The sequence below is a fragment of the Agrobacterium sp. CG674 genome, from assembly GCF_053521645.1.
Genome location: NZ_JBNWDZ010000003.1, coordinates 625,054 through 650,956, shown reverse-complemented (window position 1 = coordinate 650,956; position 25,903 = coordinate 625,054). Strand labels below are relative to the sequence as shown.

Annotated in this window: 21 protein-coding genes and 1 tRNA gene; 14 read left to right on the top strand and 8 right to left on the bottom strand. The window is 58.2% G+C overall.

Going from position 1 to position 25,903, the window contains the following annotated elements; genetic code table 11:
• Positions 1 to 54: 54 nt before the first annotated feature.
• On the top strand, positions 55 to 1,392 hold the full coding sequence (locus ACQZ51_RS12355) for a D-Ala-D-Ala carboxypeptidase family metallohydrolase (protein ID WP_448777540.1): 1,338 nt from the start codon (positions 55 to 57) through the stop codon (positions 1,390 to 1,392).
• A gap of 121 nt (positions 1,393 to 1,513) precedes the next feature.
• On the opposite strand, the gene ACQZ51_RS12350 is transcribed toward ACQZ51_RS12355, so the two are convergent.
• Positions 1,514 to 1,759, bottom strand: coding sequence for a hypothetical protein (locus ACQZ51_RS12350; RefSeq protein WP_082249940.1), 246 nt, complete (start codon positions 1,757 to 1,759; stop codon positions 1,514 to 1,516).
• A 191-nt stretch (positions 1,760 to 1,950) separates the two neighbouring features.
• Positions 1,951 to 2,026 (bottom strand) — tRNA-Lys (locus ACQZ51_RS12345).
• Between the two features lie 270 nt (positions 2,027 to 2,296).
• On the opposite strand from ACQZ51_RS12345, the gene ACQZ51_RS12340 reads away from it, so the two are divergent.
• Together ACQZ51_RS12340 and ACQZ51_RS12335 are read left to right on the top strand one after the other, a co-directional pair.
• The gene (locus ACQZ51_RS12340; protein WP_448777538.1) at positions 2,297 to 3,043 is read left to right on the top strand and encodes a cytochrome c biogenesis CcdA family protein; all 747 of its coding nucleotides are present in this window, start codon (positions 2,297 to 2,299) and stop codon (positions 3,041 to 3,043) included.
• A 35-nt stretch (positions 3,044 to 3,078) separates the two neighbouring features.
• The gene (locus ACQZ51_RS12335; RefSeq protein WP_448777536.1) at positions 3,079 to 4,023 is read left to right on the top strand and encodes an AEC family transporter; all 945 of its coding nucleotides are present in this window, start codon (positions 3,079 to 3,081) and stop codon (positions 4,021 to 4,023) included.
• Here the strand turns inward: ACQZ51_RS12335 and ACQZ51_RS12330 are convergent.
• Positions 4,001 to 5,215, bottom strand: coding sequence for a UbiH/UbiF family hydroxylase (locus ACQZ51_RS12330; protein WP_448777534.1), 1,215 nt, complete (start codon positions 5,213 to 5,215; stop codon positions 4,001 to 4,003). The genes ACQZ51_RS12335 and ACQZ51_RS12330 overlap by 23 nt on opposite strands.
• A gap of 210 nt (positions 5,216 to 5,425) precedes the next feature.
• Here ACQZ51_RS12330 and pcsA point away from each other — a divergent pair, with 210 nt between their 5' ends.
• The 8 genes from pcsA to ACQZ51_RS12290 all read left to right on the top strand — a co-directional run bounded on the left by pcsA (position 5,426) and on the right by ACQZ51_RS12290 (position 15,377).
• The gene (pcsA, locus tag ACQZ51_RS12325; RefSeq protein WP_448777532.1) at positions 5,426 to 6,151 is read left to right on the top strand and encodes a phosphatidylcholine synthase; all 726 of its coding nucleotides are present in this window, start codon (positions 5,426 to 5,428) and stop codon (positions 6,149 to 6,151) included.
• Positions 6,152 to 6,331: 180 nt separating this feature from the next.
• Positions 6,332 to 7,888, top strand: coding sequence for an ABC transporter ATP-binding protein (locus ACQZ51_RS12320; protein ID WP_448777530.1), 1,557 nt, complete (start codon positions 6,332 to 6,334; stop codon positions 7,886 to 7,888).
• Complete coding sequence (locus tag ACQZ51_RS12315; RefSeq protein ID WP_448777528.1) at positions 7,878 to 8,966, top strand: ABC transporter permease; 1,089 nt, start codon at positions 7,878 to 7,880, stop codon at positions 8,964 to 8,966. Before ACQZ51_RS12320 ends, ACQZ51_RS12315 begins: the two co-directional genes overlap by 11 nt.
• Positions 8,966 to 9,886, top strand: a complete 921-nt coding sequence (locus tag ACQZ51_RS12310) for an ABC transporter permease (protein ID WP_448777595.1) — start codon at positions 8,966 to 8,968, stop codon at positions 9,884 to 9,886. Before ACQZ51_RS12315 ends, ACQZ51_RS12310 begins: the two co-directional genes overlap by 1 nt.
• 45 nt (positions 9,887 to 9,931) lie before the next feature.
• A complete protein-coding gene (locus ACQZ51_RS12305; RefSeq protein ID WP_042619032.1) occupies positions 9,932 to 11,005 on the top strand; it encodes a BMP family ABC transporter substrate-binding protein in 1,074 nt (357 codons plus the stop codon).
• A 239-nt stretch (positions 11,006 to 11,244) separates the two neighbouring features.
• Entirely contained in the window at positions 11,245 to 12,603 is a 1,359-nt protein-coding gene (gene glmU / locus ACQZ51_RS12300) for a bifunctional UDP-N-acetylglucosamine diphosphorylase/glucosamine-1-phosphate N-acetyltransferase GlmU (RefSeq protein WP_448777526.1), read from the top strand.
• 112 nt (positions 12,604 to 12,715) lie between these two features.
• On the top strand, positions 12,716 to 14,542 hold the full coding sequence (gene glmS / locus ACQZ51_RS12295) for a glutamine--fructose-6-phosphate transaminase (isomerizing) (protein WP_448777524.1): 1,827 nt from the start codon (positions 12,716 to 12,718) through the stop codon (positions 14,540 to 14,542).
• A gap of 148 nt (positions 14,543 to 14,690) precedes the next feature.
• The gene (locus ACQZ51_RS12290; RefSeq protein WP_448777522.1) at positions 14,691 to 15,377 is read left to right on the top strand and encodes a DUF502 domain-containing protein; all 687 of its coding nucleotides are present in this window, start codon (positions 14,691 to 14,693) and stop codon (positions 15,375 to 15,377) included.
• On the opposite strand, the gene ACQZ51_RS12285 is transcribed toward ACQZ51_RS12290, so the two are convergent.
• Both ACQZ51_RS12285 and recG read right to left on the bottom strand, forming a co-directional pair.
• Complete coding sequence (locus tag ACQZ51_RS12285) at positions 15,362 to 15,619, bottom strand: hypothetical protein (protein WP_448777520.1); 258 nt, start codon at positions 15,617 to 15,619, stop codon at positions 15,362 to 15,364. The genes ACQZ51_RS12290 and ACQZ51_RS12285 overlap by 16 nt on opposite strands.
• 5 nt (positions 15,620 to 15,624) lie before the next feature.
• A complete protein-coding gene (recG, locus tag ACQZ51_RS12280) occupies positions 15,625 to 17,730 on the bottom strand; it encodes an ATP-dependent DNA helicase RecG (protein WP_448777518.1) in 2,106 nt (701 codons plus the stop codon).
• 170 nt (positions 17,731 to 17,900) lie between these two features.
• Here recG and ACQZ51_RS12275 point away from each other — a divergent pair, with 170 nt between their 5' ends.
• From ACQZ51_RS12275 to ACQZ51_RS12265, 3 genes are all read left to right on the top strand, one after another.
• Positions 17,901 to 18,218 carry a succinate dehydrogenase assembly factor 2 gene (locus tag ACQZ51_RS12275; RefSeq protein ID WP_042619037.1) on the top strand — a complete coding sequence of 106 codons (318 nt, stop codon included), beginning with the start codon at positions 17,901 to 17,903 and terminating at the stop codon, positions 18,216 to 18,218.
• Positions 18,215 to 21,712: a transcription-repair coupling factor gene (gene mfd, locus ACQZ51_RS12270; RefSeq protein WP_448777515.1), complete on the top strand. Its 3,498-nt coding sequence runs from the start codon at positions 18,215 to 18,217 to the stop codon at positions 21,710 to 21,712. Before ACQZ51_RS12275 ends, mfd begins: the two co-directional genes overlap by 4 nt.
• A 130-nt stretch (positions 21,713 to 21,842) precedes the next feature.
• Entirely contained in the window at positions 21,843 to 22,172 is a 330-nt protein-coding gene (locus ACQZ51_RS12265) for a hypothetical protein (RefSeq protein WP_448777514.1), read from the top strand.
• A 6-nt stretch (positions 22,173 to 22,178) separates the two neighbouring features.
• Here the strand turns inward: ACQZ51_RS12265 and ACQZ51_RS12260 are convergent, their stop codons facing one another.
• The 3 genes from ACQZ51_RS12260 to ACQZ51_RS12250 form a co-directional block, all read right to left on the bottom strand.
• A complete protein-coding gene (locus ACQZ51_RS12260) occupies positions 22,179 to 23,135 on the bottom strand; it encodes a DMT family transporter (RefSeq protein WP_448777512.1) in 957 nt (318 codons plus the stop codon).
• A 52-nt stretch (positions 23,136 to 23,187) separates the two neighbouring features.
• Positions 23,188 to 23,859 carry a DsbA family oxidoreductase gene (locus tag ACQZ51_RS12255; RefSeq protein ID WP_448777510.1) on the bottom strand — a complete coding sequence of 224 codons (672 nt, stop codon included), beginning with the start codon at positions 23,857 to 23,859 and terminating at the stop codon, positions 23,188 to 23,190.
• Positions 23,860 to 23,946: 87 nt separating this feature from the next.
• Positions 23,947 to 25,782 carry an extracellular solute-binding protein gene (locus tag ACQZ51_RS12250; protein ID WP_448777508.1) on the bottom strand — a complete coding sequence of 612 codons (1,836 nt, stop codon included), beginning with the start codon at positions 25,780 to 25,782 and terminating at the stop codon, positions 23,947 to 23,949.
• Positions 25,783 to 25,903 lie beyond the last annotated feature (121 nt).

Genomic DNA, 25,903 nt, shown 5'->3' with positions numbered 1-25,903 from the left:
TGATTCCTTTTTAAGGACATCGCAAACATCACGCTTGCGTTTCCGGGGCAGGGCATGCTCGTCTTCGTACGGCGTGCCCGCTCAACCCGGATGCGCAGCGACAGTGGGTCGGGCACGTTGAAACGCATCTGCGGAGGTTTTGCCTTGAAAATCATCAACCGCAAGCCGGTCTCTCCGGCCCAAAGTTGTCTTGCCGCCGTTTTTATTTTGGCGCTGTCTGGCTGTGTCTCTGCGGTTCCTGAACAGAACGACGCATCCGCCACGCCGACACCGGCGGCAAACTCGGCGCTGGTTGCCGGTCCGGCCAACGCGCAGGGAAATGTCGCGCAGCAAGGTGCTGTGGGCAGCTATGTTGACCCGGCGATGGTATCTGCGACATCGAGGTCCGCTTCCCCCGTCGAATCGAATCAGCCCGTGATGGCGCAGCAGGCGCAGGTCGCCGACCCTGTTTACGGACAGGCTCCGCAAATTTCGGGTCTTTCCACCCAGCCCACCGGCATTTCGGCGAGCTCTCTCAGTATTTATGCAAACTCAGCGCCGGGAATGGTGAACGCAGCCCCTGGCGCTTCGGTGGCTGCAGCTCAGCCTGCCCCAGCGCCTACCAGCATTCCGGCTTATGCGCCGCTGCCGAAGGTCTCACCCGCCTTGAACAGCGTTTATTCAGCGCCTGCGGCAGTACAGCCCATGCCTGCCGCGCCCGTGCCATCGGGCCAGCAGCACTCGGCTACAACCGTACCAATGAACGCCGCCGAGCCCACGCAGGCTCTCGCAGCACTTGGCGGGTCGCCGAAGGGAACTGTTCCTGCTGAACAGACGGGTGTCCCCGCCGCAGCTTTCCTCGCGGGATTGCCCAAGAAGCGCGGTTCGGGTTCCGCAGGCGGCACTCAAGTCGCCGCTCTGCCGCTATCGGCAACGGCAAGGCAAGGCATGGCACTGCCCGGTAGCACGTCGATGACGGATGAGTTTGATGACACGCATACTGGTGACGATAACAAGCCAGCGGGCCTGATGAAGCTTGCTTCGCTGTCGGGCCTCAGCCGCGTTGCGCCAAACGGTTTGCTGCTGCAGACGCAGGACGTGAATGTCGGCTGTTTCAAGCCGGAAATGATCCGGAGAATCAAAGAGGTCGAAGCGCATTTCGGTCGGCCCGCCATGGTGACCTCAGGTTACAGGCCAGCCAAGTCAACGACGCAGGGCTCCAAACATTATACATGTGATGCTGCGGATATTCAGGTTAACGGCGTTTCGAGATGGGAACTGGCCAATTATCTGCGCTCAATTCCAGATCGGGGTGGTGTCGGCACCTACTGCCACACCGAATCCGTCCACATGGATCTTGGAGAGCCACGTGACTGGAACTGGCGCTGCCGCCGCACGCAGAGCAGCCTCTAGATCCTAATTTACTCTCGAAATACCCTCTCAAACGCTCAACGCCCCGACACTGTGTGACGGCGCGTTGAGTTTTAACGCTATCTTGCCGGGAAGCCTCTGCTAGCCCTGGCATCAAGCAGGATTATGGTGCTGTTGGAGTTGCTGGAGCCGGTGTTGCAGGTGCTGGTGCCGGTGTGGATGGCGCGGTATCCGGTGTCGCCGGGGCAGGGGTTGCCGGTGCAGGCGCCGGGGTGCTTGGCTGCGATGTTGTCGCTGCTGGCGGCGTTGCGGGTGCGGTGGCCGGTGTGTTTGATCCCATCATAAAGAAAGCGAGCGCCAGAACGACGACGATACCTGCGATGACAATGGTCAAAGTACGATTGTTCATGAATGTTTCCTCCAAATCACCAATGTGCCGCTAATCGGCATGCCGGATGACCACATAACAATGTGGTATCAGCGTGATTGGTTGCAATTGGAGGGGCTATTCACCAACAAAACTGTCGGCTGCCGAATCAACATCGGCAAGCAATCGAAGCTTGGATTTCTATTTCGGATAATGCTGGGGTTTTGGAAAATTGGTGAGAGGCGTGGGACTCGAACCCACGACCCGCGCATTAAAAGTGCGCTGCTCTACCAGCTGAGCTAGCCTCTCTCACCATTTGGTCTTGCGCATTTCAATGACATATCAACACGAACAATGTGTTAAAGTTCAATCGCTTCGAAAGCGGAATTGCGCTTCCCCGGTGGCGGCGAAGCGCCCCTCGGAAGTGGGCGGAACATAGGTAGAGGCGGGTCTGCGGTCAACCCATAAAAACAGAAATCATTCGACTTCCCGCGTTTTTTTGTCACGGGCGCAAAAAGGTGATTGGTCGTAAGGGGTTGGCGGCGTTACAAGCAGCTCCTGATCTGTTGGAGTCCTTACTTGTTCATTGCCGATATCTCCCTTTTGACAGCCCTTCTTGCCGGTGCTCTCTCATTTTTATCACCCTGTGTGCTGCCATTGGTGCCGCCCTATCTTTGCTATATGGCGGGCATTTCGGTCGAGCAATTCCGCGATGAGCGCTACGAGGCCAAGCCGCAGGTACGCAAAGCCGTACTTTTGGCGGCCCTGTTCTTCACGCTGGGGTTCGCCACCGTTTTCGTCGCATTGGGTGCGGGAGCGTCCAGCATCGGCATGGTGTTGAGGCAGAATCTCGATATTCTCGCCAAGATCGGTGGTTTCATCATCATTCTGATGGGCCTTAACTTCCTTGGCGTGTTCCGAATCGGTGTCTTCTCTCGTGAAGCGCGGTTCCATAGCGGTGGCAAACCCGCCACGCTGTCCGGCGCCTATATTATGGGACTTGCCTTTGCTTTCGGCTGGACCCCCTGCATCGGCCCGGTGCTGGGCGCGATCCTCGGCGTCGCCGCGTCGAGGGAAACGGTGGGTGAGGGCGCGATGCTGCTCGCCGTCTATTCCGCCGGTCTTGCCATTCCTTTCTGGATTGCCGCGGCCTTTTCAGGCACTTTCATGCGCTTTCTGGCCCGCTTCCGCCGTCACCTCGGCATTGTTGAAAAGGCCATGGGCGTGCTTCTTGTCCTCACGGGCATCGCCTTCATGTCGGGCTTCATCACGGATGTCGCAATCTGGTTTCAGGAGAGCTTTCCAATCCTGATGCAAATCGGCTAGACCCTTTCGGGCATCATAGACGGCGAGGGGTTGCCATGGCTGATATCGCCGGACTGCTGTTTCCGTTTTTCGGATTGATCTTCATCGGCTATCTGGCCGGACGCATAACGAAACAGCCAGCGGAGGCGCTGGGCTGGCTCAACACCTTCATTATTTATGCGGCTCTGCCTGCGCTGTTTTTCAAGCTCGTCGCCAAGACGCCTATCGATCAACTGGCGCGCATGGATTTCGTTGGTCTGAGCCTTCTGGCGACCTATAGCGTGTTCGCGCTGCTGTTTGTGATTGGCTACGTCGTCAGGCGCAACAGCCTGTCTGATTCCACCATTCAGAGCTTTGCGGGAAGCTATGGCAATATTGGCTATATGGGGCCAGGGCTGGCTTTGTTGGCCTTTGGAGACCGGGCTGCGGTGCCTGTGGCGCTGATTGTTTGTCTGGAAAATGCCATGCACTTTATCACGGCACCGGCGCTTATGGCGGTGGCGGGTGGAGACAAGCGCTCACCCTTGAAGCTTGCCGCAGACGTGGCAAAAAAGGTGCTGACGCATCCCTTCATCCTGTCGGTTATCGCAGGCTTTATTGCCGCCTTCATCGGCTGGCACCCGCCGCAGCCTGTGCAGCAACTGGTGGATTATCTGGCGCAATCGGCGGCACCCTGCGCGCTGTTTGCCATGGGCGTCACGCTTGCGCTCCGCCCCTTAAAGCGGGTTCCCGTGGAAATCAGCTATATCGTGCCAGCCAAGCTTTTGCTGCACCCGCTGCTGGCTTACGTCATCCTCTCATCATTTGGGTCGTTTGATCCAATGTGGGTATCCACGGCAGTTTTGTTGGCGGCCTTGCCGACGGCAACCAATGTCTTTGTCATCGGCCAGCAATATCAGGTCTGGCAGGAGCGGGCATCCGCGACGATCCTGATTTCAACCGTACTGTCCGTTTTCACCGTAACGCTGGTGCTCTATTTCATCCGTTCCGTGAGCGTTTGAAGCTGCTGGCCAGAAGTGAGGGCAGGGCCTTCAATCCACGTCCGGGCTCGATGCCTTCCCGCATGACAAGGCCGCGCAACGGGCCGACATTGGACAGGATGTGAAGACCTGCCGCGCGCGCCACCTGCATGGGCAGGAAGCTTGAAAGCAGCGAGCGGTTGAGCAGATCGACGCTCAAAGTACGGCTGACGACATCGCCACGGCGGCGGAGGTCGAAACTGGCACCGGCATCGGCGGGAATAGGCCCGCCGGTCAGCGTGGCCACTAGCTCTGCCAGCACAATAATATCCCGCAGGCTAAGGTTCAGGCCCTGTGCGCCGATGGGCGGAAAGCCGTGGCCTGCCTCACCAACCAGCGCCACCCGGCCCTTGCCGAAGCGGCTGGCCGTCATGCTCGATAGCGGCCATGTCTGGACATTGTCTTCCACAGTCACGGTACCAAGCATGGAGTGCATGCGTTCTTCCACGCGGCGGCTGATATCCTCCAATGACAGCGCTGAGAGCTCCCGCGCCTGTTCCGGCGTGACGACCCAGACAAGGCTCGAGCGATCGCCCGTCAGCGGGACCTGCGTAAAAGGCCCGGTCGGCGTGTGAAATTCGGTTGAGACATTGCCGTGGGGCCGCGTGTGCGAAAAGTTGAGAACCACAGCTGTTTGCGGGTAAGTCCAGGAGCGCGCACGAATGCCCGCACTTTCGCGCACCTTCGATTGCCGTCCGTCCGCGCCGATCAGAAAGCTTGCCGCAATCTGCTCGCCATCCTCAAGCGTGATGCGGGCTTCGTTTTCGTCAATCTCGATCTCTTGCGCAGAGGCGTCGATAAGCTCGATGTTGCTCTCTTTGGAAATCGCCTCACCGAGCGCGTGATTGAGCGTCTCGTTGGACATATTCCACCCAAAGGCGGAAAGGCCGATTTCGGACGAGCGAAAGGCAACGGTCGGCGCGCGCAAAAGCCGATCCGTGCCATCGATAATCTGCATGGTGGATAATTTGGCGGCTGACGGCTCTATCTGTGACCAGAGGCCAAGACGGCTCAGGAAGCGGATGGATTGATCCATCAACGCTGTGGTGCGCTTGTCCACCCTGTCGGTTTTCGGCGCAATCAAAGCTACGCTGCGGCCTGCGCGCCCAAGCGCAAGCGCGGTGATCTGTCCTGCAAGGCCTGCCCCAACAACGGCGATCTCAACGTTCTTCATTTTTCCGCTCCAATTCAGCGCGCGCAACTAACTTCAACATAGTGAGTTTACATGGCCAAATCCAGAAGACTGACATGGCATCGATGTCATGCTACCCATGGAAAAAGAACTTTAGTCCCCGGATAAGAATTGGGGAATGGTTGCAAACAGCGATGAATGGTCGCATACCCGACTTGACAAAGCGAACGGAAACGAGGCCACTGCGCTGATATGAAGATATTCAAATATAAGCGCGTCCCCTATGCAGAGATGCGGGCGTTTTCGGTCCACATTCTCACCGCTTCCGGTTCATTCCTCGCATTTCTGGGTGTTGTGGCCGCAGCAGAGCATCGTTTCGTCGATATGTTCTGGTGGCTTGGTCTAGCTCTTGCCGTCGATGGTATCGATGGACCTATCGCCCGCAAGGTTCGGGTCAAGGAAGTGTTGCCAAACTGGTCTGGTGATACGCTCGATAACATCATCGACTATGTGACCTACGTGCTGTTACCAGCCTTTGCTCTTTATCAGAGCGGGATGATCGGTGAGCCATGGTCCTTCGTGGCAGCAGGCATGATCGTGGTTTCCAGCGCGATTTATTATGCCGATATGGGCATGAAGACCGACGAATACTTCTTCTCGGGCTTTCCCGTGGTGTGGAACATGGTGGTGTTCACCCTGTTCGTGATCGACGCCAGCGCGACAACAGCCATGATTGTCGTCACGGTATCGGTCATTCTCACATTCCTGAACATCAACTTCCTGCATCCGGTGCGGGTCAAGCGTTTGCGCCCGTTTAATCTGGCTGTGTTTTTTGTGTGGTGCGCGCTGGGAGGCTACTCGCTCCTGTCGCATTTCGCCACGCCGGACTGGGTGGTGGCGGGTGTGGTGATCACCGGCATCTACCTCTATTGCATCGGCGCAGTCATGCAAGTTTTCCCCTCGCTCGGCGCGCGTTAAATTCAGTCGTTCAAAACCTTAGCCTATTCGTCATTTTGAGTTGTGCACGGCAATAAAACCGGTATTTAGTACCGATAACGGGCAGTGCCCAATTTTCGTGCATGATGATCGATCCGCTTGTTCAACACTTCGAAGAAAGTGCGGCGGCGGATTGGAAAAGGGGAACAGGTGACGGGATCGGTGACGTCTGAGGCTCTGCTTCTATCCGTTCGCCAGCTGACCAAGCTGTTTGGAACATTCGGCGCTTGCAATGCGATCGATCTGGATATTGCACCCGGTGAAATTCACGCTCTTCTGGGCGAGAATGGTGCTGGCAAATCCACGCTGGTCAAAATGCTGTTCGGTGTGCTGGCGCCATCGGCGGGCGAGATTATCTGGAACGGTGAGGCTGTTCGTATTGGCTCGCCCAGCGAGGCGCGCAAGCTTGGCATCGGCATGGTCTTCCAGCATTTTTCGCTGTTTGAAGCCCTGACGGTTGCCGAGAATATCGCTCTTTCACTCGACCCCAAGATTTCCCTCAAGGAAATCGCACGCGAAGCTGAAGCCTTGTCCAAGGCCTATGGCTTGCCGCTCGATCCCTATGCCCATGTGGCCGATCTTTCGGTGGGTGAGCGCCAGCGCATCGAGATTGTGCGGGCACTGTTGCAGAACCCCAAACTCATTATTCTAGACGAGCCCACCTCGGTTCTGACACCGCAGGAGGCGGACCGGCTGTTTGAAACGCTGGCGAAGCTCAAGGCCGAAGGACGATCCGTCCTTTACATCAGCCACCGGCTGGAAGAGGTCCAGCGGATCTGCGACCGTGCAACCGTTCTGCGCCATGGCGCGGTGACGGGGTCATGTGACCCGCGGGCGGAAACCACAGCATCGTTGGCGCGCATGATGGTGGGTTCGGATGTCGCCGGTATTCAGCGCGATGACGAATGCACCATTGGTGATATGAGCGTGGAAATCAGCGCTCTCTCCGTTCCCGCGCGCACACCCTTCGCTGTGTCCCTCAAGAACATTTCCATGCAGGTTCGTTCCGGCGAGGTTCTGGCCATTGCCGGTGTAGCCGGTAACGGGCAGGGCGAATTGTTTGATGCTCTTTCCGGCGAATATCCTGTTGCGCAGGATGAAACCATTGTTTTGCGCGGCAAGCCTGTCGGGCGAATGGGCATCAATGGCCGCCGCCTGCTTGGTGCCGGTTTCGTGCCGGAAGAGCGCCATGGCCATGCGGCCGTGCCTGCGATGACGCTGTCTGAAAACCTTCTCCTTGCCCGCTATCGCTCCGACGCCAAGGCGTTCCTTGCCGGTGGCTTTCTAAATGTCATCCGCAACGCGACCGTGAAGAACGCCGCCAAGCGGATTTCAGATGCCATGGATGTGCGCAAGAGCGGCGAGGATCCGCTTGCTGGATCGCTTTCCGGCGGCAATTTGCAAAAATTCATCGTCGGGCGGGAGCTTGACCGTCAGCCCTCCATTCTCGTCGTTAATCAGCCGACATGGGGTGTCGATGCCGGCGCCGCTCGCAGAATCCGCCAGGCGCTGGTGGATCTCGCTAAAGCTGGCGGCGCAGTCATCGTCATCAGTCAGGATCTGGATGAGATATTTGAAGTTGCTTCCAGCATCGCGGTCATTTCCGATGGTCGCCTGTCGCAAGCCTATCCGGCCAACAGCATGACACGAGAGAAAATCGGCCTGTTGATGGGCGGCATCCATGGCGAACCCACGGAGGCCTCTGCCCATGCGCATTGAGCTTGAAAAACGCACCGGCGTCTCGAATGTCTTTGCCGTTCTTTCCCCCTTGCTGGCGCTTGTGCTGACGTTGATATCTGGCGCGATCATGTTCGCGCTGCTGGGCAAAAATCCCGTCGATGCACTCTACAGCTTCTTCATCGATCCACTGCTGGAAGTCTGGTCGTTGCATGAGCTAGCGATCAAGGCCGCACCGCTTATTCTCATCGCGGTGGGCTTGTCGGTATGTTACCGCTCCAACACATGGAATATCGGTGCGGAGGGGCAGTTCACCATTGGTGCGATTACCGGCTCCATCCTGCCGGTGCTTTACCCGCAATGGCAGTCGCCCATGATCCTGCCGCTGATGCTGGTCATGGGTGCCGTGGGCGGTGCGCTTTATGCCGGTATTCCCGCATTGCTGAAAACACGTTTCAACACCAACGAAATCCTGACCAGCCTCATGCTGGTCTATGTGGCGCAACTGTTTCTCGATTGGCTGGTGCGCGGCATGTGGCGCGACCCTGCGGGTTATAATTTTCCGCAGAGCACGCCTTTCAATGAAAGTGCCGTGCTGCCGGAAATCCTGGAATCGGGCCGGGCGCATTGGGGCATCGTCTTTGCCATCATCGCCGCCGTCGCGCTGTGGTTCATGATGCGCTACATGTTGAAGGGATTTCAGGTCACGGTGCTGGGCCAATCACCACGGGCAGGGCGCTTTGCCGGGTTTTCCTCACGCGGCATGGTTTGGTTCTCGCTGCTGGTATCGGGTGGATTGGCGGGATTGGCGGGAATTTCCGAAGTCTCCGGCTCCATCGGCCATTTGCAGCCGTCCATTTCTCCCGGTTACGGTTTCACGGCCATCATCGTTGCATTTCTAGGGCGGCTCAATCCGCTTGGCATCATCGCCTCCGGTTTCGTGCTGGCGCTGACCTATCTCGGTGGCGAAGCCGCGCAGCTTTCCATCGGTATTTCGGACAAGGTCACTCGCGTGTTTCAGGGGCTGATGCTGTTCTTCGTGCTGTCATGCGATACACTCATCATCTACAAAATCCGCGTCAGCTTCGGTCGCGGCACCGGCGCTGAAGGAGCTGCATGATGGATATGTTTCAGGCCATCCTTCTGACGGTCATCACGGCTGCCACCCCTTTGGTTATTGCAGCCCTTGGCGAGCTGGTGACTGAGCGCGCTGGCGTGCTGAACCTCGGTGTCGAGGGCATGATGATCATTGGCGCAGTCTGCGCCTTCGCCGTGGCGCATATCAGCGGCAATCCCTATCTCGGCATCGTCGCTGGCATCGTGTCCGGTGCTTCCTTCTCCTTGCTGTTTGGTTTTCTCACGCTCACGCTGGTCACCAACCAGGTCGCAACGGGCCTTGCCTTGACGATCCTCGGGCTTGGCGTATCAGGCATGCTGGGAGAAAGCTTCGTCGGCCTTCCCGGCGTGAAGCTGCCGCAGATCGTCTTTCCGGTTCTCTCCGATATTCCGGTGATTGGACCGGCCCTGTTCGAGCAGGATCTGATTTTCTACATGTCGATTGCGCTCGTCGTCGGCATCGGCTGGTTCCTGTTCAAAAGCCGCACGGGCCTGAAGCTGCGCGCTATTGGCGATAATCATGGCTCGGCCCATGCGCTGGGCATCAACGTTATCCGCACGCGCTATCTGGCTGTCATGTTCGGCGGCGCATGTGCAGGCCTTGCTGGCGCGCAATTGTCGCTGGTCTACACGCCGCAATGGGTGGAAAACATGTCTGCCGGGCGCGGCTGGATCGCGCTGGCGCTGGTGGTGTTTGCATCATGGCGGCCGCTGCGCGTGCTGGCAGGTGGATATCTGTTCGGCGCCGTCACCATCGGGCAGTTGCATGCGCAGGCTTTCGGCATCGGTGTGCCGTCCCAGCTTCTCTCCGCAATGCCTTACATAGCGACGATTGTGGTCCTCATCATCATCTCCCATAATCGCCGCACAACGCTCATCAATACGCCGGCTTCGCTCGGAAAATCCTTCGTGCCGGATCGTTAACGCCACCACCAGAACCAAGATCAAGCCTAACCAACAGGGGTAACAATGAGAAAACTCATCATCGCACTGGCCGCATCTGCCGCCGCAGTTGTCGGTATTGTTCCGTCCGCGCAAGCCGCAGATGCCAAGAAGGTCTGCTTCGTTTACGTCGGCACCAAGACCGATGGCGGCTGGACGCAGGCGCACGATATTGGCCGTCAGGAACTGCAGAAGCATTTCGGCGACAAGATCGAAACGCCTTTCCTCGAAAGCGTTCCTGAAGGCCCGGACGCCGAGCGCGCAATCGAGCGCATGGCCCGTTCCGGCTGTGAATTGATCTACACGACGTCGTTCGGCTTCATGGATGCGACAGTCAAGGTCGCCCAGAAATTCCCGAAGGTGAAGTTCGAGCACGCAACTGGCTTCAAGGGTGCAGCAAACCTCGCGACCTACAATTCGCGTTTCTACGAAGGCCGCTACATTCAGGGCCAGATCGCTGCCAAGATGTCCCAGAAGGGTCTTGCCGGTTACATCGCTTCCTTCCCGATTCCTGAAGTTGTGATGGGCATCGACGCCTTCGTTCTGGGCGCGCAGTCGGTCAACCCAGAATTCAAGGTCAAGGTCGTATGGGCCAACACATGGTTTGACCCCGGCAAGGAAGCCGATGCCGCCAAGGCGCTGATCGATCAGGGCGTCGATATCCTGACCCAGCACACGGACACGACAGCACCGATGCAGGTTGCAGCAGAGCGTGGCATCAAGGCTTTCGGTCAGGCATCCGACATGATCAAGGCTGGTCCAAACACGCAGCTGACGGCTATCGTCGATACCTGGGGCGCTTACTACATCAAGCGCACACAGGCCCTTCTCGATGGCACATGGAAGTCCGAATCGGTCTGGGATGGCCTGAAAGACGGTATCCTGACCATGGCGCCTTACACAAACATGCCTGACGACGTGAAGAAAATGGCTGAGGAAACCGAAGCCAAGATCAAGTCCGGCGAATTGCACCCCTTCACCGGCCCGATCAAGAAGCAGGACGGCTCCGAGTGGCTGAAGGCTGGCGAAAAGGCTGAAGACAAGGTTCTTCTCGGCCTGAACTTCTACGTCGCAGGCGTAGACGACAAGCTGCCGCAATAAGCTGTTTGTTGCCTCTCCATCGTCATGTTCGGCACAAGCCAGAGCGTGACGGTATTGAAGCTTCAATAAAAAAGCCGCGTCTGGAAACAGACGCGGCTTTTTTTCGGCCCTCGCTCACGGCAGGTTTCCAACGTTCACGCAATTTCCATGGTTTCTTTATTCTTGAGTGTTTATAGCGGGTGCTATGAGCCTGCCCAATGATTTGGCGGCCAGATGGATTGGTTGAGTCGGAGATTTCAATGGAACGCAGTTGCCTTGCTGTCATTCTCGCCGCTGGTGAAAGCACACGCATGAAGTCCTCCATGTCGAAGGTGCTTCACCCCGTTGCTGGCCGGGCGATGATTGCGCATGTGATGCAGGCGGTGGCCGGTGCGGGCGTGAATGCGGCAGCACTCGTGGTCGGACGCGATGCGGAAAAGGTTGCGGAAGCCGCGCGCGGTGCAGGTGTGAGCGTTGAGCCCTATCTCCAGAAAGAGCGGCTGGGCACCGGCAATGCGGTTCTCGCCGCACGGGCCGCCATCGAAGCTGGCTACGACGATATTCTGATCGCCTATGGCGATGTACCGCTTTTGACATCTGAGACACTGAACAAGGCACGTCAGGCGCTGGCGGATAATGTCGATGTTGTCGTCATCGGTTTTCACACGGATAAGCCCACCGGCTATGGCCGTCTGCTGGTGAAAAATGGTGAGCTTGTCGCCATCCGCGAGGAAAAGGATGCGACCGAGGAAGAGCGCAAGGTTACCTGGTGCAATAGCGGCCTGATGGCGGTCAATGGCCGTCGCGCGCTTGATCTTCTGACGCGAATTGGCAACCAAAACGCCAAGGGCGAATATTATCTGACTGATATTGTCGAGATCGCCCGTTCGCTGGGTGGCAAGGCCATCGCCATCGATGCGCCGGAAAGCGAACTAACCGGCTGCAACAACCGCGCCGAACTCGCTTACATCGAAAAGCTCTGGCAGGAGCGTGCCCGCCATCAGTTCATGATTGATGGTGTGTCCATGATTGCACCGGAAACGGTGTTCCTCTCCTGGGATACCAAGATCGGTCAGGATGCGTTGATCGAGCCCAATGTCGTTATCGGGCCGGGTGTCACGATCGAATCGGGTGCCGTGATCCACGCATTTTCCCATCTGGAAGGCGCGCATGTCAGCGGCGGCGCCACTGTTGGCCCTTATGCGCGGCTGCGTCCCGGTGCCAATCTCGCGGCAAATTCCAAGGTTGGCAATTTCTGCGAGGTCAAGAAGGCCGAGATCGGCGAGGGTGCTAAGGTCAATCACCTCACCTATATTGGCGATGCTTTCGTAGGCGCTGGCAGCAATATCGGGGCAGGGACCATCACCTGCAATTATGATGGCATCAACAAGCACGAGACGCGAATCGGCAAGAACGCCTTTGTCGGCTCCAATTCCTCGCTGGTTGCGCCTGTGACCATCGGTGACGATGCCTATGTGGCCTCCGGCAGCGTGATTACGGATGATGTGCCTGCCGATGCGCTGGCCTTCGGTCGGGCGCGTCAGGAGATCAAGGAGGGGCGCGCTAGTGCTCTTCGCGCTCGCGCCCAGGCCATCAAGGACGCCAAGAAAAAGACCTGAATTCCGTCGTCAATATCGTAACGAATAGACATCGAAAGTGACCGCGACCGCGATTGCGGATTTCGCGGAAATCGCTAGGACTTCGGCTAGCGAGAACGTTTTGGAGAAGTGCATGTGCGGAATAGTTGGAATTGTTGGAACGCAACCGGTTGCGGGGCGCCTTGTGGAAGCGCTGAAGCGTCTGGAATATCGGGGTTATGACTCCGCTGGCGTTGCAACAATCCATGAGGGCGCGCTTGCCCGCCGCCGTGCAGAAGGCAAGCTGTTCAATCTTGAAAAGAAGCTGTTCGATGAACCGCTGGCAGGTTTGACCGGCATTGCCCACACCCGCTGGGCCACCCATGGCGTTCCCAACGAAACCAACGCACACCCGCATTTTGTGGATGGCGTCGCCGTGGTCCATAACGGCATCATCGAGAACTTTTCGGAATTGCGTGATGAGTTGGCGGCGCAAGGCGCTGTCTTCACCACGCAGACGGATACGGAAGTCGTGGCACAGCTTCTGGCAAAGTTCACCCGCGATGGTTTGGACCACCGTGCGGCCATGCTGGCCATGCTCAACCGCGTGACCGGTGCCTATGCGCTGGGCGTGATCTTTCAGGATGACCCCGACACACTTCTGTCGGCTCGTTCCGGCCCGCCGCTCGCCATCGGTTACGGGCGCGGCGAAATGTTTCTGGGTTCAGACGCCATCGCGCTTTCGCCCTTCACCAACGAAATCACCTATCTGGTTGATGGCGACTGCGCCATTCTCACCCGTGACAGTGTTGAGATCATCGATTTTTCCGGCAAGCCGGTGCAGCGCCCGCGCCAGATTTCGCAGGCCACCGCCTATGTCGTGGATAAGGGCAACCACCGCCACTTCATGGAAAAGGAAATCTACGAGCAGCCGGAGGTCATCTCCCACGCGCTCAGCCACTACGTAGATTTCGCTGAAAAGCGCGTGAAGCCAGCCGATCCTGCCATTGATTTCTCCAAGCTCACGGGCCTTGCGATTTCTGCCTGCGGCACTGCCTATTTGTCCGGCCTCATCGGCAAATACTGGTTCGAGCGTTATGCGCGCTTGCCCGTGGAAATCGATGTCGCCTCCGAATTCCGCTACCGGGAAATGCCGCTGCTGCCGACGCAGGCGGCGCTGTTCATTTCGCAGTCTGGTGAAACGGCAGATACGCTGGCCTCACTGCGCTATTGCCAGGAAAACGGTCTGAAGATCGGCACCGTGGTCAATGTCCGCGAATCGACCATGGCGCGTGAGTCCGATGCGGTGTTCCCGATTCTCGCCGGGCCTGAAATCGGCGTGGCCTCGACAAAGGCCTTCACCTGCCAGCTCGCGGTTCTCGCATCGCTTGCCATTTCGGCAGGCAAGGCCCGTGGTACGCTAACGGCTGAGCAGGAAACAGAACTTGTTCGTCACCTGATCGAAATGCCGCGAGTAATGAGCGAAGTCTTGAACGCCATCCAGCCGCAGATCGAAACCCTGTCGCGAGATCTCTCGCGTTTCAAGGATGTGCTCTATCTCGGTCGTGGCACCAGCTATCCGCTGGCGCTGGAAGGCGCGCTGAAGCTCAAGGAAATCTCCTACATCCACGCCGAAGGTTACGCCGCTGGCGAGCTGAAGCACGGGCCTATCGCGCTTATTGATGAGAACATGCCTGTCATCGTTATCGCTCCGCATGACCGGTTCTTTGAAAAGACCGTGTCCAACATGCAGGAAGTCGCAGCTCGCGGCGGCAAGATCATCTTCATCACCGATGAAAAGGGCGCCGCCGCCTCAAAGCTGGAAACCATGGCAACCATCGTTCTGCCGAATGTGGATGAAATCATCGCGCCGATGGTCTTCTCGCTACCGATCCAGCTTTTGGCCTATCATACGGCTGTCTTCATGGGGACGGACGTGGACCAGCCCCGCAATCTGGCGAAATCGGTCACTGTGGAGTAACGGCATTCAGGGGACGCCGTCGGCTTGGCTGGCGTCTCCCTAACAAAGATTTCACAATCCTTTGCTTGCAGCAGGGAACAGCCTCCGGCATGATCCGTTGTCATTATGGCTTGCCTTGGTGATGCCGAATAACAGCCCTGCGGATTGTATGACAGATCACCCCCTCAAAGTTTCGTTTGCGACGCGTTTGCGCAACAATTTCCTGACTGGCATTCTCATTCTTGCGCCGGTCACGATCACCATGTGGCTGGTCTGGACGTTCCTGCAATGGGTGGATAGTTGGGTCAAACCCTATATTCCGGCACGCTACGACCCGGAGCAATATTTCGATGTCGCCATTCCCGGCTTCGGTCTTCTGGTGGCTGTCATCGGCATCACGCTGATCGGCTTTCTCGGCAACAATCTCATCGGCAAATGGATCGTCGGGGTTGGCGAGTCGATCCTCAACCACATGCCCTTTGTCAGGCCCATCTACAAAAGCATCAAACAGCTGTTCGAATCTGTTTTGAAGGAGCATTCCAGCTCGTTCAAGAAGGTCGGCCTGATCGAGTTTCCGTCGCCCGGCACATGGGCCATGGTGTTTGTGGCATCGGATGCGACAGGCGAGATGGCGCACCGCTTCAACGAGATGGGGCAGGAGATGGTCGCGGTCTTTCTGCCGCCAACGCCGGTACCGACGGCGGGCTTTCTGCTGTTTGTGCCGAAAGACAAGATCATCATGCTGAATATGTCGCCGGAAGATGGCGCGAAGCTGCTGATTTCAGGCGGTCTGGTCGCTCCGGATTTCATTGCCAAGACGGCTGACCAGCCCGTCGTGGATCAATCGTCGTCGTAAACTTCGCTCGACGTTGCGGTCGAATGAAAGACCGGCACGAAGACGCGCATATAGACGAACTTCACGCTCCAGCCTTCCTCCTGCGCCTTGGCCCATGCTTTCTTGCGTCCGGGTTTCTTGAAGCTTTTGGCTATGGCTTTCTTCTCGGTCTGTGCGAAGGTTTCCGGCTGAATGAGATTGGCCGGAGAGCAAAGCGCGTAGCCCTTGGAAAAGGCTGGCGGTGGAAGGGGCATGTCATTCATTGCGGTCAGCCTGCATGGAGGAAACGGATCGCTTCGTCGCGGCGATGGAGATAGAGCAGCGTTCTCAAGTTGCGGCCACGGTCGCTCATCAGTTCCGCGTCGCGTTCTATGATGTAGGCGGCATCCTTGCGGGCAATTTCCAGAAGGTCGGCATGGGCCTCAAGACTGGCGATGCGGAAGCCCGGCGTGCCGGACTGGCGGGTGCCCAGAAGCTCACCTTCACCGCGCAGCTTCAAATCCTCTTCAGCAATCAGAAAGCCATCCTCACTGTCGCGCAGAATCGAAAGGCGCGCTTTGCCCGTTTCGCTGAGTGGCCCCTTATAGAGCAGGATGCAGGTGGAAGCTTCATCGCCACGCCCCACCCGGCCGCGCAACTGGTGCAGCTGGGCAAGGCCGAAATTCTCGGCGTGTTCGATGACCATGATCGTTGCATCCGGCACGTCCACGCCCACTTCAACAACCGTTGTTGCCACCAGCAAGCGCGTTTCGCCGCTCTTGAAGGCAAGCATGGCCGCGTCTTTTTCCGGCCCGGTCATGCGGCCATGGATGAGGCCGATGTCTGCGCTCAGTGACTTTGAGAGAACCGCGTGGCGCTCCTCCGCCGACATGAGATCGGATTCCTCCGATTCCTCCACCAGCGGGCAGATCCAGTAGGCCTTCTTGCCGTCGGCAAGCGCACTTTTCAGTCGTGCAACAATATCGCCAATCCGCTCGGTGGAAATCGTCACGGTCTGGATCGGTTTGCGGCCTGCCGGTTTTTCCGTCAGCTTGGAAACATCCATGTCTCCGAACGCAGCCAGAACCAGCGTGCGGGGAATGGGTGTCGCGGTCATGACCAGCATGTGTGGCGAGATGCCCTTGGCGGTCAGTCGCAAGCGCTGGTGCACGCCAAAGCGATGCTGCTCATCCACCACCGCGAGCACGAGGCTCTTATAGGTCACGCTATCCTGAAACAGCGCATGGGTGCCGATCACGATCTGCGCCTCGCCGGACGCGATCTTTTCTTCTATTTCCCGGCGCTCTTTGCCCTTCGTGCGCCCTGTCAGCACCACGCAGGAAATGCCAGCCGTGGCAGCGAATTTCGAGATGGTCGCAAAGTGCTGGCGAGCGAGAATTTCCGTCGGTGCCATCAGCACGGCCTGTCCACCGGCTTCAACCGCCGTGGCCATCGCCATCAGTGCAACCAGCGTCTTGCCCGCGCCGACATCACCCTGCAACAGCCGTAACATGCGGTCTTCGCCCGCCATGTCAGTCAGAATGTCCTTCACCGCAGCGCTCTGGCTTGCCGTTAGCGAAAACGGCAGATTTGCCAGAATCTTCGCAGCATATTCGCCCTTGGCACGAATCGGTTGGCCCGTAACCTTGCGAAGCCTTTGGCGCACCAGCGCGAGAGATAGCTGACCAGCCAGAAATTCGTCATAGGCCAGCCTGCGCCGTGCTGGCGCTTGCGGGTCGATGTCGGTTTCATCGCGGGGGTCGTGGAGATCACGAAAAGCGGTTGCCACATCGGGAAAGCTCTCACGCCGCGCCAGCGCCTCATCGATCCATTCCGGAAAGACCGGCATTTTGGACAGCGCGCCATCGATGGCCCGTCTTAGAACCTTGGGCGAAAGCCCCGCCGTCAGCGGATAGACCGGCTCGACCAGTGGCAGGTTCTCGGCCTCGGAAACCTTCACCATAAAATCCGGGTGCACCATGGAGGCGCGGCCGTTGAACCAGTCGATCTTGCCGCTGACCATGACCTCTTCATCCACAGGCAGAGCCTTGGAGAGCCAATCTCCCTTTGCGCGGAAAAAGGTCAGCGCCAGTTCGCCGGTCTCGTCATGCAGAAACACGCGGTAGGGCGCTGCGCGGTTGCCCGGCGGTGCTGGCTGGTGGCGGTCTATGCGGCCCTGAATGGTTACGATTGCGCCCTGCGGCGCGTGCGCGATGCCGGGGCGGTTGCGCCGGTCAATGATGTTGTAAGGCGCGTGGAAGATAAGATCGATGACCCGGCTTTCCAACGCATTTTCCCGGCCCAGAAGCTTTGCCAGCAAATCGGCAAGTTTCGGCCCTACGCCTGCAAGCGTGGCGACAGTAGCAAACAGCGGATCGAGGAGGGCGGGGCGCATGGCGAGCAAAATCGTGGAAGGGCGGGCGCAATGCAAGGGTGCCTCGTTGATAAAGTCAGTTTATCACCGGCAGTTTTGCGAGGTCCGGCAATATTTTCCTAAAAAACCGGTTCCCAACCGTTCCTGTCCTGTTCTATAGGAAAGGCCACGTCAACAAACGGGTGAATGCCATGACAGGACTGGTGCGCACAAGCGCTGACCTCGATCCGAGGCGCAGGCGAATTCTTTATCGGTGCTGGCACCGCGGCATCCGTGAAATGGACCTGGTTCTCGGCCAGTTCGCGGAAGAAAACATCTCCGATCTTTCCGAAGAGCAGCTGGATGAGCTGGAAATCATCATGGATGAGGAAGATCAGGATCTCGTGCAGTTCGTGACGGGCGCGCAAGCCATTCCGGAGAAGTTCCAGACGCCTCTGTTCATGAAAATCATTTCCTACCGCCCGGATTTTGATCTGGTCACCGCCCAGAACGGAAATAGCCCTCAATGATAGCTGGATTCGATGTCAGGCTGGTGGCATCGGCCAACACGCCGTTGACCATTGGCAATGTGCCCACAGGCACGGAAGCCTTTCTGCTGGCCGATATGGCCCGCCAAGGCACGCCCGTTGCCTATGTTCTGTCCGATGGCCAGCGTGTGGCTGATCTGGAGCAGATGCTCGGCTTCATTGCGCCTGATATTCCCGTTCTGTCACTGCCCGCATGGGATTGCTTGCCCTATGACCGCGTTTCGCCCAGCGCCCATGTGTCGGCGCGTCGACTGGCTACACTGTCGGGTCTGATCCACCACCAGAAAAAACCGCATCCGGCCATCGTTCTCGTCACCGTCAATGCCATGTTGCAGAAGATGGCGCCTCGGGATGTGATCGAGAGTCTGGCTTTCTCGGCCAAGCCCGGCAACCAGATCCGCATGGAAGAAATTGCCGCGCGGCTGGAGCGCAATGGTTTCGACCGTGTGGCGACAGTGCGCGAAGTGGGCGAATTCGCTGTGCGCGGCGGTATTCTCGATGTGTTCGTGCCCGGCACGGAAGAGCCGGTGCGGCTGGATTTCTTCGGCGATACGCTGGAAAGCATCCGTAGTTTCGACCCCGCCAGCCAGCGCACCATCGGCCAGGCTCGCTCGCTCGATCTCAACCCCATGAGCGAAGTGACGCTGACGCCGGATACGATTGGTCGTTTCCGCAAGAACTACCTGACCATGTTTGGCGCCGCCACCCGGGATGACGCGCTCTACCAGGCCGTTTCCGAAGGCCGCCGTTACGCTGGCATGGAACATTGGCTGCCACTGTTTTACGAAGAGCTGGAAACGGCCTTCGACTATCTCAAGGGCTTCCGCATCGTTACCGACCACACCGCGCGTGAAGCCGCTGTCGAGCGTGCCAAGCTGGTGAATGATTATTATGATGCACGCCAGACGTCGGGCGAGAAAAAGGGCTCCACGCAGGGCGCACCCTATAAGCCGGTCGCGCCAAGCCAGATTTATTTGGGAGCGAAAAGCTTTGAGACGGCGCTGGATGCCGTCAATGCCGTTCGCCTGACGCCGTTCAACGAGCAGGACACGAAAGACAAGCCGGTTGCCTTGCTGGATGCCCATGTCGGGCCGCGCTGGGCCAAATCCCAGACGGAGAGCGAAAGCGAAGACCGCGTCAACGTTTTCACCCTTGCCGTCAAGCACATTGCCGAGCGCCGCTCCAAGGGCTGGAAGGTTCTGATAACAGGCTGGTCGGAAGGCTCGCTGGACCGCATGTTGCAGGTGCTGAACGAGCATGGTCTTGAAAATATCAAGACGGTGCTGTCGTTCAAAGAGGTCGATAAGCTCGGCAAGGGCGAGGCCGCCGCTGCGGTCTTAAGCCTTGAGGCGGGTTTCGAAACCGGCAATCTGGCCGTCATCGGCGAGCAGGATATTCTGGGCGACCGCATGGTGCGTCGCTCCAAGCGCCGCAAGCGCGGGGCCGATTTCATCTCGGAAGTCGCCGGGTTGGACGAGGGCTCTCTGGTCGTTCACGCCGAACACGGCATTGGCCGCTTTGTCGGCCTACGCACCATCGAGGCGGCGGGTTCACCGCGTGATTGCCTTGAGCTGCATTATGCCGATGAGGCCAAGCTTTTTCTGCCGGTCGAAAACATCGATCTTCTCTCGCGTTACGGTTCTGATTCGGCGGAAGCCAGCCTTGACAAGCTGGGTGGTGGCGCATGGCAAATGCGCAAGGCCAAGCTCAAGAAGCGCCTGCTGGATATGGCGGGCGATCTTATCCGCATTGCCGCAGCCCGCATGGTTCGCCACGCACCGGTGCTGGCGGCACCCGATGGTCTCTATGATGAGTTCGCCGCCCGTTTCCCCTATGATGAAACGGAAGACCAGCTCAACGCCATCGAATCGGTGCGTGAAGATCTGGGCGCCGGTCGCCCGATGGATCGCCTGATCTGCGGCGATGTCGGTTTCGGCAAGACAGAAGTGGCGCTTCGTGCCGCTTTCCTTGCGGCCATGAATGGCGTGCAGGTTGCTGTCGTCGTGCCAACCACGCTTCTGGCGCGCCAGCATTTCCGCACCTTCACGGAGCGTTTCCGTGGGCTTCCCATTCGCATCCAGCAGGCGTCTCGCCTTGTCGGGACGAAGGAACTGACGCTGACGAAGAAGGAAGTGGCCGAGGGCAAGACGGATATCGTCGTTGGCACTCATGCGCTTCTGGGCGCTGGCATCAACTTCGCCAATCTCGGCCTTCTCATCATCGATGAGGAGCAGCATTTCGGCGTGAAGCACAAGGAACGGCTGAAAGAGCTGAAGAGCGATGTGCATGTGCTCACGCTTTCTGCAACGCCTATTCCGCGCACGCTGCAACTGGCCATGACCGGTGTGCGGGAACTGTCGTTGATTACCACAGCACCCGTGGACCGCATGGCGGTGCGCACCTTCATCTCGCCCTTCGATGCGCTGGTCATCCGCGAAACGCTGATGCGCGAGCATTACCGTGGTGGCCAGAGCTTCTATGTCTGCCCGCGTCTGGCGGACCTTGCCGATATGCACGCTTTCCTGCAATCTGACGTGCCGGAACTGAAGGTTGCCGTTGCGCATGGGCAGATGGGGGCGGGCGAGCTGGAAGACATCATGAATGCCTTTTATGACGGCAAATATGATGTGCTTCTCTCCACCACCATCGTCGAATCGGGCCTCGATGTGCCGACAGCCAATACGCTGATCGTGCACCGTGCGGATATGTTCGGCCTTGCGCAGCTTTACCAGCTTCGCGGTCGCGTGGGACGCTCCAAGGTTCGCGCCTTTGCCCTCTTCACCCTGCCGGTCAACAAGGTGTTGACGACCATGGCGGAGCGCCGCCTCAAGGTTCTGCAGTCTCTCGATACGCTCGGCGCAGGCTTCCAGCTTGCCAGCCACGATCTGGATATTCGCGGCGCGGGCAATCTGCTCGGCGAAGAACAGTCCGGCCACATCAAGGAAGTCGGTTTCGAGCTCTACCAGCAGATGCTGGAAGAAGCCGTGGCCGAGGTGAAGGGTGAGGACGAGGTTCTCGATACCGGCTGGTCGCCGCAAATCTCGGTCGGCACATCTGTCATGATACCGGAAGCCTACGTGCCGGATCTGCATCTGCGTATGGGTCTTTATCGCCGCCTGGGCGAGTTGACCGACCTCAACGAGATCGATGGCTTCGGTGCCGAGATGATCGACCGCTTCGGTTCGCTTCCGAAGGAAGTGCAGCACCTGCTCAAGATCGTCTACGTCAAGTCGCTGTGCCGCACGGCCAATGTCGAAAAGCTGGATGCGGGTCCAAAGGGCGTCGTCGTGCAGTTCCGCAACAAGCAATTCCCGAACCCCGCTGCGCTGGTCGGCTATATCGCCAAGCAGGGCTCCATGGCCAAGATCAGGCCAGACCACAGCGTGTTCCTGACCCGCGATCTGCCAACGCCAGAAAAGCGTCTGTCCGGCGCAGCCATGGTCATGACGCAGCTCGCGGAACTGGCGAAAAACTGACCCGTATTAAATCGCCGTTCCTTACGGCGATTTAATCAAACGGACATGAAGCGGTATGGTCTGGAGGCATAGTCTCAGCTCATCGGCACGGCATTTTTCGCCACACGCCGTCAGATGAAGGAGCAAGACTATGTTGACCACCATGAACAGGTTCGTCACCGCTGGTCTGGTTGCCTTGACAATTGCGGGCACCACAATTGCCACCGCCAGCCAGGCTGAAGCACATAACAATTTCGGACGCGGATTGCTTGCCGGTATCGCCGGCACGGTTGTCGGGGGTGCGTTGATCAACAGCGCATCGCACAATTATAATAGTGGTCCCGCCTATGCCGCCACTCCGGTCTACAGCCAGCCTGTCTATGGCCCACCGGTCGTCTATCAGCCCGTTTACCCCCGCTGCCATGTTGCATGGAGACAGGATGGCTACGGCGATATGTACCGCGCCAGGGTCTGTGACTGATCAGGATCAGTCCGGGCGAGACTGCCCTGTCGGGTCATCCTCATCAGGCGTCATGGCGACGTTGACATTCTGATCCGCCGCCGCAACGGACGTTGGCAGGGGCACATGCCTCTGCCGCTCACGGATCAGAGTAATCAGCCCTGAGCCGATGATAAGCGCAATGCCCACCAGCATCCAGCCATCCACATGGTCACCGAAAATCAAATAGCCGAACAGGATTGCCCACAGCATCTGGCTGTATTGCGTGGGCCCGATCATGGCTGCAGGCGCGTATTGGGCGGCATACATCACGAGCACATTGGCGAGAGCGCCGAGAAGGCCATAACCGGCCAGATACATCCATTGCTCGGCATTGGGCGGTGTGAAGGTCGAAATCATCGCAATTCCGCAAATCGCCAACGTGCCGATCAGCCCCGCCCCATAAAGCGAGATGTTCTTTTCCGATGGCCCCATGGCGCGGAGAACCACGATGGAAATCGCCCCGCAGAGACCAGCGATGATGGCCGCGATATGCCCGGTCGAAAGTTCTCGGAAACCGGGCCTCAAGATAACCAGCACCCCGGCAAAGCCGATGATGACGGCTGACCAGCGTTTGAACCCGACCTGTTCTTTCAGGAACAGGACCGACATGATGGTGACGAAGGCTGGCAGCAGGAAGATCAGCGCGAAGGCTTCGGCCATCGACAAATGGGTGAAGGCCGTGACCGAAGTGATGGCGCCGACGCCTGATGACAGAAACCGCAACAGCCACAAGGGCCGGTTTGTGGTGCGGACGATATCGCGCCAGTCATCATGTCGCTTGCGGATGAAGGGCAGGGCGCAGAGCCCGAACAATGCGCCGAAGAAGGCGGACTGAATGGGCGATAATTGCCCTTCGATGAGCTTCACGCTCGCATCGCTCCAGGCGTAGGCCGCAAAGGCTGCAAATGCGAGCAGAATGCCCTTCAGCGTGTTATCGGACACGGAGACACCAGAAAAAGGGAGGGGCCGGGAATCGCGAGCGAGGCGCTGACGATCAGTTCATTGCCCTATGCTCTTCCAGCTTCATTCTGGCAATATCCCTCAGCGCATTAATCAGCACTTCCTTGCTCTGCGCGCCGCTGACCGCATATTTCTGGTCGAGAATGAAGAAGGGTACGCCGGATACACCCATCTGCTGGGCAGCGTCGATCTCGGCCACGATCGTATCCTTGTCGGCATCGGAGGCCAGCAGCTTGGTCACGACCTCGCGGTTCATCCCGGCCTTTTCGCCAATGTCGGCCAGCACGGTGTGGTCGCCAATGTTGAGGCCCTGTTCGAAATTCGCGCGGAACAGTTCGTTGACGACCTTGTCCTGAAACTCGCGTCCCTCGGCATGCGCCCAAAGCGAAAGGCGATGGGCGTCCAGCGTGTTGGGACCAATTTTGATCGCATCGAAATCAAAGGCAATGCCGACTTCCTTGCCAAGCTGTGTCAGCATCTCGTGGGCCTGCTCGACCTTGTCCTTGCCACCCAGCTTCTTTTCCAGCTCGGCCTTCTGGTCCACACCCTCAGGCGGGTAGTCCGGGTTGAGGCGGTAGGGCCGCCAATTGATGTCAACGCTGACTTCGTCGAGGATTTCCGCAATGGCCAGATCAAGTCGGGCCTTGCCGACATAGCACCAGGGGCAGACCATGTCCGAGACGACGTCGATAACAATGCGTTGCATGGTGCTTCCCTTTCGGACTTGAAAAATATCCGCTCCATCTAGGAGCGTTGCGAGGCGTGCGCAAGGCGTTACCTCAAGAGAACCATGTCACGGGCTCTTCTGGGCGCGGGCATCCCACCAAGTCGTTTTCTGTGCGCCGAGAAGCGGTATGCCGTCTGGCCGCTCGATGTATTTCCAGCGCGCCACCCATTGCGCACCGATATAATAGAGCGGAATGACGTAATGCCCTGCCGTTAAAAGCCGGTCATAGGCACGCACGGCAGCCTGAAAATCCTCGGTGGACCGGGCCTGCAACAGCGCCTCCAGCATGCGGTCCACATCGGGGTCGGCGACGCCTGCATAATTGAAGCTGCCATTGGCATCGCGGGAGGCGGAGCCCCAGCGGTTCAACTGCTCGGCCCCCGGCGAAAGCGAGGAGGGAAGCGAGCGGATAATCATGTCGTAATCGAAACTGTTCGAGCGTGCCTGATACTGCCCGTCATCGACAGACCGAATCGCCATATCGACACCGATGAGACGCAGCGAGCGCTGATAGGCTAGCGCGATGCGCTCCTGCGCCGGATTTTGCGTCATGAGTTCAAATGAAAGCTGGCGGCCCGAGGCATCAGACATCTTGCCGTTCTTGATCGTGTAACCAGCGTCTTTCAGCCGGTCGACGGCCAGTTTCAGCACGGTACGGTCAGCGCCCGATCCGTCCGTCTCAGGCATGGCGTAGGTTCCGGCAAGAAGTGCTGGCGGCAGTCTTTTGGCGGCGTCGCCCAATAGCGCCAGCTCACGATCATCCGCCGCGTTGCCGAATGCGCCGAGGGTGGAATTCTGCCAGTAGCTCTGCGTGCGCTTGAAGGCGCCGCCGAGAATGTTGCGGTTCATCCACTCGAAATCGAGGACATAGGAAAGTCCTTCGCGCACGTTTTGATCGGCAAACAGCGGGCGGCGGGTGTTGAAGACCAAACCGAACATACCCGATGGCATCCGGGTTTCGAAAACGTCTCTGGCAATCTCGCCGCGTTGAACCGCCGGGAAGTTGTATGCCTGCCCCCAATGGGAGGTATCGGACGTGCCATTGATGGCATCGCCCTCAGGGTAGATGTCGATATCACCCTTTTTGAAGGCTTCGAACATGGTCGTAACCTGCAGGAAGTAGAGAATGCTGATTTCGTCGTAATTGTCGAAGCCCACCTTGGCGGGAATATCCTTGCCCCAGTAATTCGGGTCTCGCTGCCAGACCACACGTTCGCCGGGCTTTAAGGTCTTGATGGTGTAAGGGCCGGAACCGACCACCGGGCCAAGGCCGCCCTGTTCGAATGTTGCCTGGTCGATGGCGTGTTTCGGCAGGATGGGCGTGGAGGAGGCGAGAATCAGCGGTGTTTCGCGGTTCGCATTCTCGTTGAAGGTGAAGCGCACGCCGTGCTCTCCAACCTTTTCCATTTTTGCCACGCCATTCAGGCGGCTGTTGAAGGGCGGGCGGCCTTTTTCCTTCAGTAGATTGAAAGTGAAGATCACGTCATCAGGCGTAACCGGTTGGCCATCCTGCCACTTTGCCTTCGGGTTCATGTTGAACTGAATGTAGGTTCTATCGTCATCCCACTCGGCGCTTTCCGCCAAAAGGCCGTAAAGCGAAAACGGCTCGTCGCCAGAGCGTTGCATCAGCGGCTCATACAGAAGATTGCCGAATTCCGGGTCCCACACGCCGCGCGCTGTCGTGCGCATGCCCTTCAACACAAAGGGGTTGAGGCTGTCGAAGGTGCCGACGACGCCATAGGACATGCGGCCGCCTTTTTTGACGTCAGGGTTCACATAGGGAAAGTTCTTGTAGTCTGCGGGCAGAGCAACGGTGCCATGCATCGAAATCCCGTGGAGTGGTTCCGCAAGCGCCAGACCTGAAAAAAGAAGGGCGGGGATGAACGCCAAAAGGCTTCGCATATTAATGTCCTGTCGCATTCCGGCTGTGTGATCCCTGCATTGATGCGGGCAACCCGTCTTGTATTGATTCCCGCGCAAATGTATCACACCCAACTATGGCAGGCATCCGGCGAGAGAAAAC

Coding starts and splice junctions, on each gene's coding strand:
- ACQZ51_RS12355 (WP_448777540.1), top strand. CDS start 55: ATGCTCGTCTTCGTACGGCGTGCCCGCTCAACCCGGATGCGCAGCGAC.
- ACQZ51_RS12350 (WP_082249940.1), bottom strand. CDS start 1,759: ATGAACAATCGTACTTTGACCATTGTCATCGCAGGTATCGTCGTCGTT.
- ACQZ51_RS12335 (WP_448777536.1), top strand. CDS start 3,079: ATGGCTGATATCGCCGGACTGCTGTTTCCGTTTTTCGGATTGATCTTC.
- ACQZ51_RS12330 (WP_448777534.1), bottom strand. CDS start 5,215: ATGAAGAACGTTGAGATCGCCGTTGTTGGGGCAGGCCTTGCAGGACAG.
- pcsA (WP_448777532.1), top strand. CDS start 5,426: ATGAAGATATTCAAATATAAGCGCGTCCCCTATGCAGAGATGCGGGCG.
- ACQZ51_RS12315 (WP_448777528.1), top strand. CDS start 7,878: ATGCGCATTGAGCTTGAAAAACGCACCGGCGTCTCGAATGTCTTTGCC.
- ACQZ51_RS12310 (WP_448777595.1), top strand. CDS start 8,966: ATGGATATGTTTCAGGCCATCCTTCTGACGGTCATCACGGCTGCCACC.
- ACQZ51_RS12305 (WP_042619032.1), top strand. CDS start 9,932: ATGAGAAAACTCATCATCGCACTGGCCGCATCTGCCGCCGCAGTTGTC.
- glmU (WP_448777526.1), top strand. CDS start 11,245: ATGGAACGCAGTTGCCTTGCTGTCATTCTCGCCGCTGGTGAAAGCACA.
- glmS (WP_448777524.1), top strand. CDS start 12,716: ATGTGCGGAATAGTTGGAATTGTTGGAACGCAACCGGTTGCGGGGCGC.
- ACQZ51_RS12290 (WP_448777522.1), top strand. CDS start 14,691: ATGACAGATCACCCCCTCAAAGTTTCGTTTGCGACGCGTTTGCGCAAC.
- ACQZ51_RS12285 (WP_448777520.1), bottom strand. CDS start 15,619: ATGAATGACATGCCCCTTCCACCGCCAGCCTTTTCCAAGGGCTACGCG.
- recG (WP_448777518.1), bottom strand. CDS start 17,730: ATGCGCCCCGCCCTCCTCGATCCGCTGTTTGCTACTGTCGCCACGCTT.
- ACQZ51_RS12275 (WP_042619037.1), top strand. CDS start 17,901: ATGACAGGACTGGTGCGCACAAGCGCTGACCTCGATCCGAGGCGCAGG.
- mfd (WP_448777515.1), top strand. CDS start 18,215: ATGATAGCTGGATTCGATGTCAGGCTGGTGGCATCGGCCAACACGCCG.
- ACQZ51_RS12265 (WP_448777514.1), top strand. CDS start 21,843: ATGTTGACCACCATGAACAGGTTCGTCACCGCTGGTCTGGTTGCCTTG.
- ACQZ51_RS12255 (WP_448777510.1), bottom strand. CDS start 23,859: ATGCAACGCATTGTTATCGACGTCGTCTCGGACATGGTCTGCCCCTGG.
- ACQZ51_RS12250 (WP_448777508.1), bottom strand. CDS start 25,782: ATGCGAAGCCTTTTGGCGTTCATCCCCGCCCTTCTTTTTTCAGGTCTG.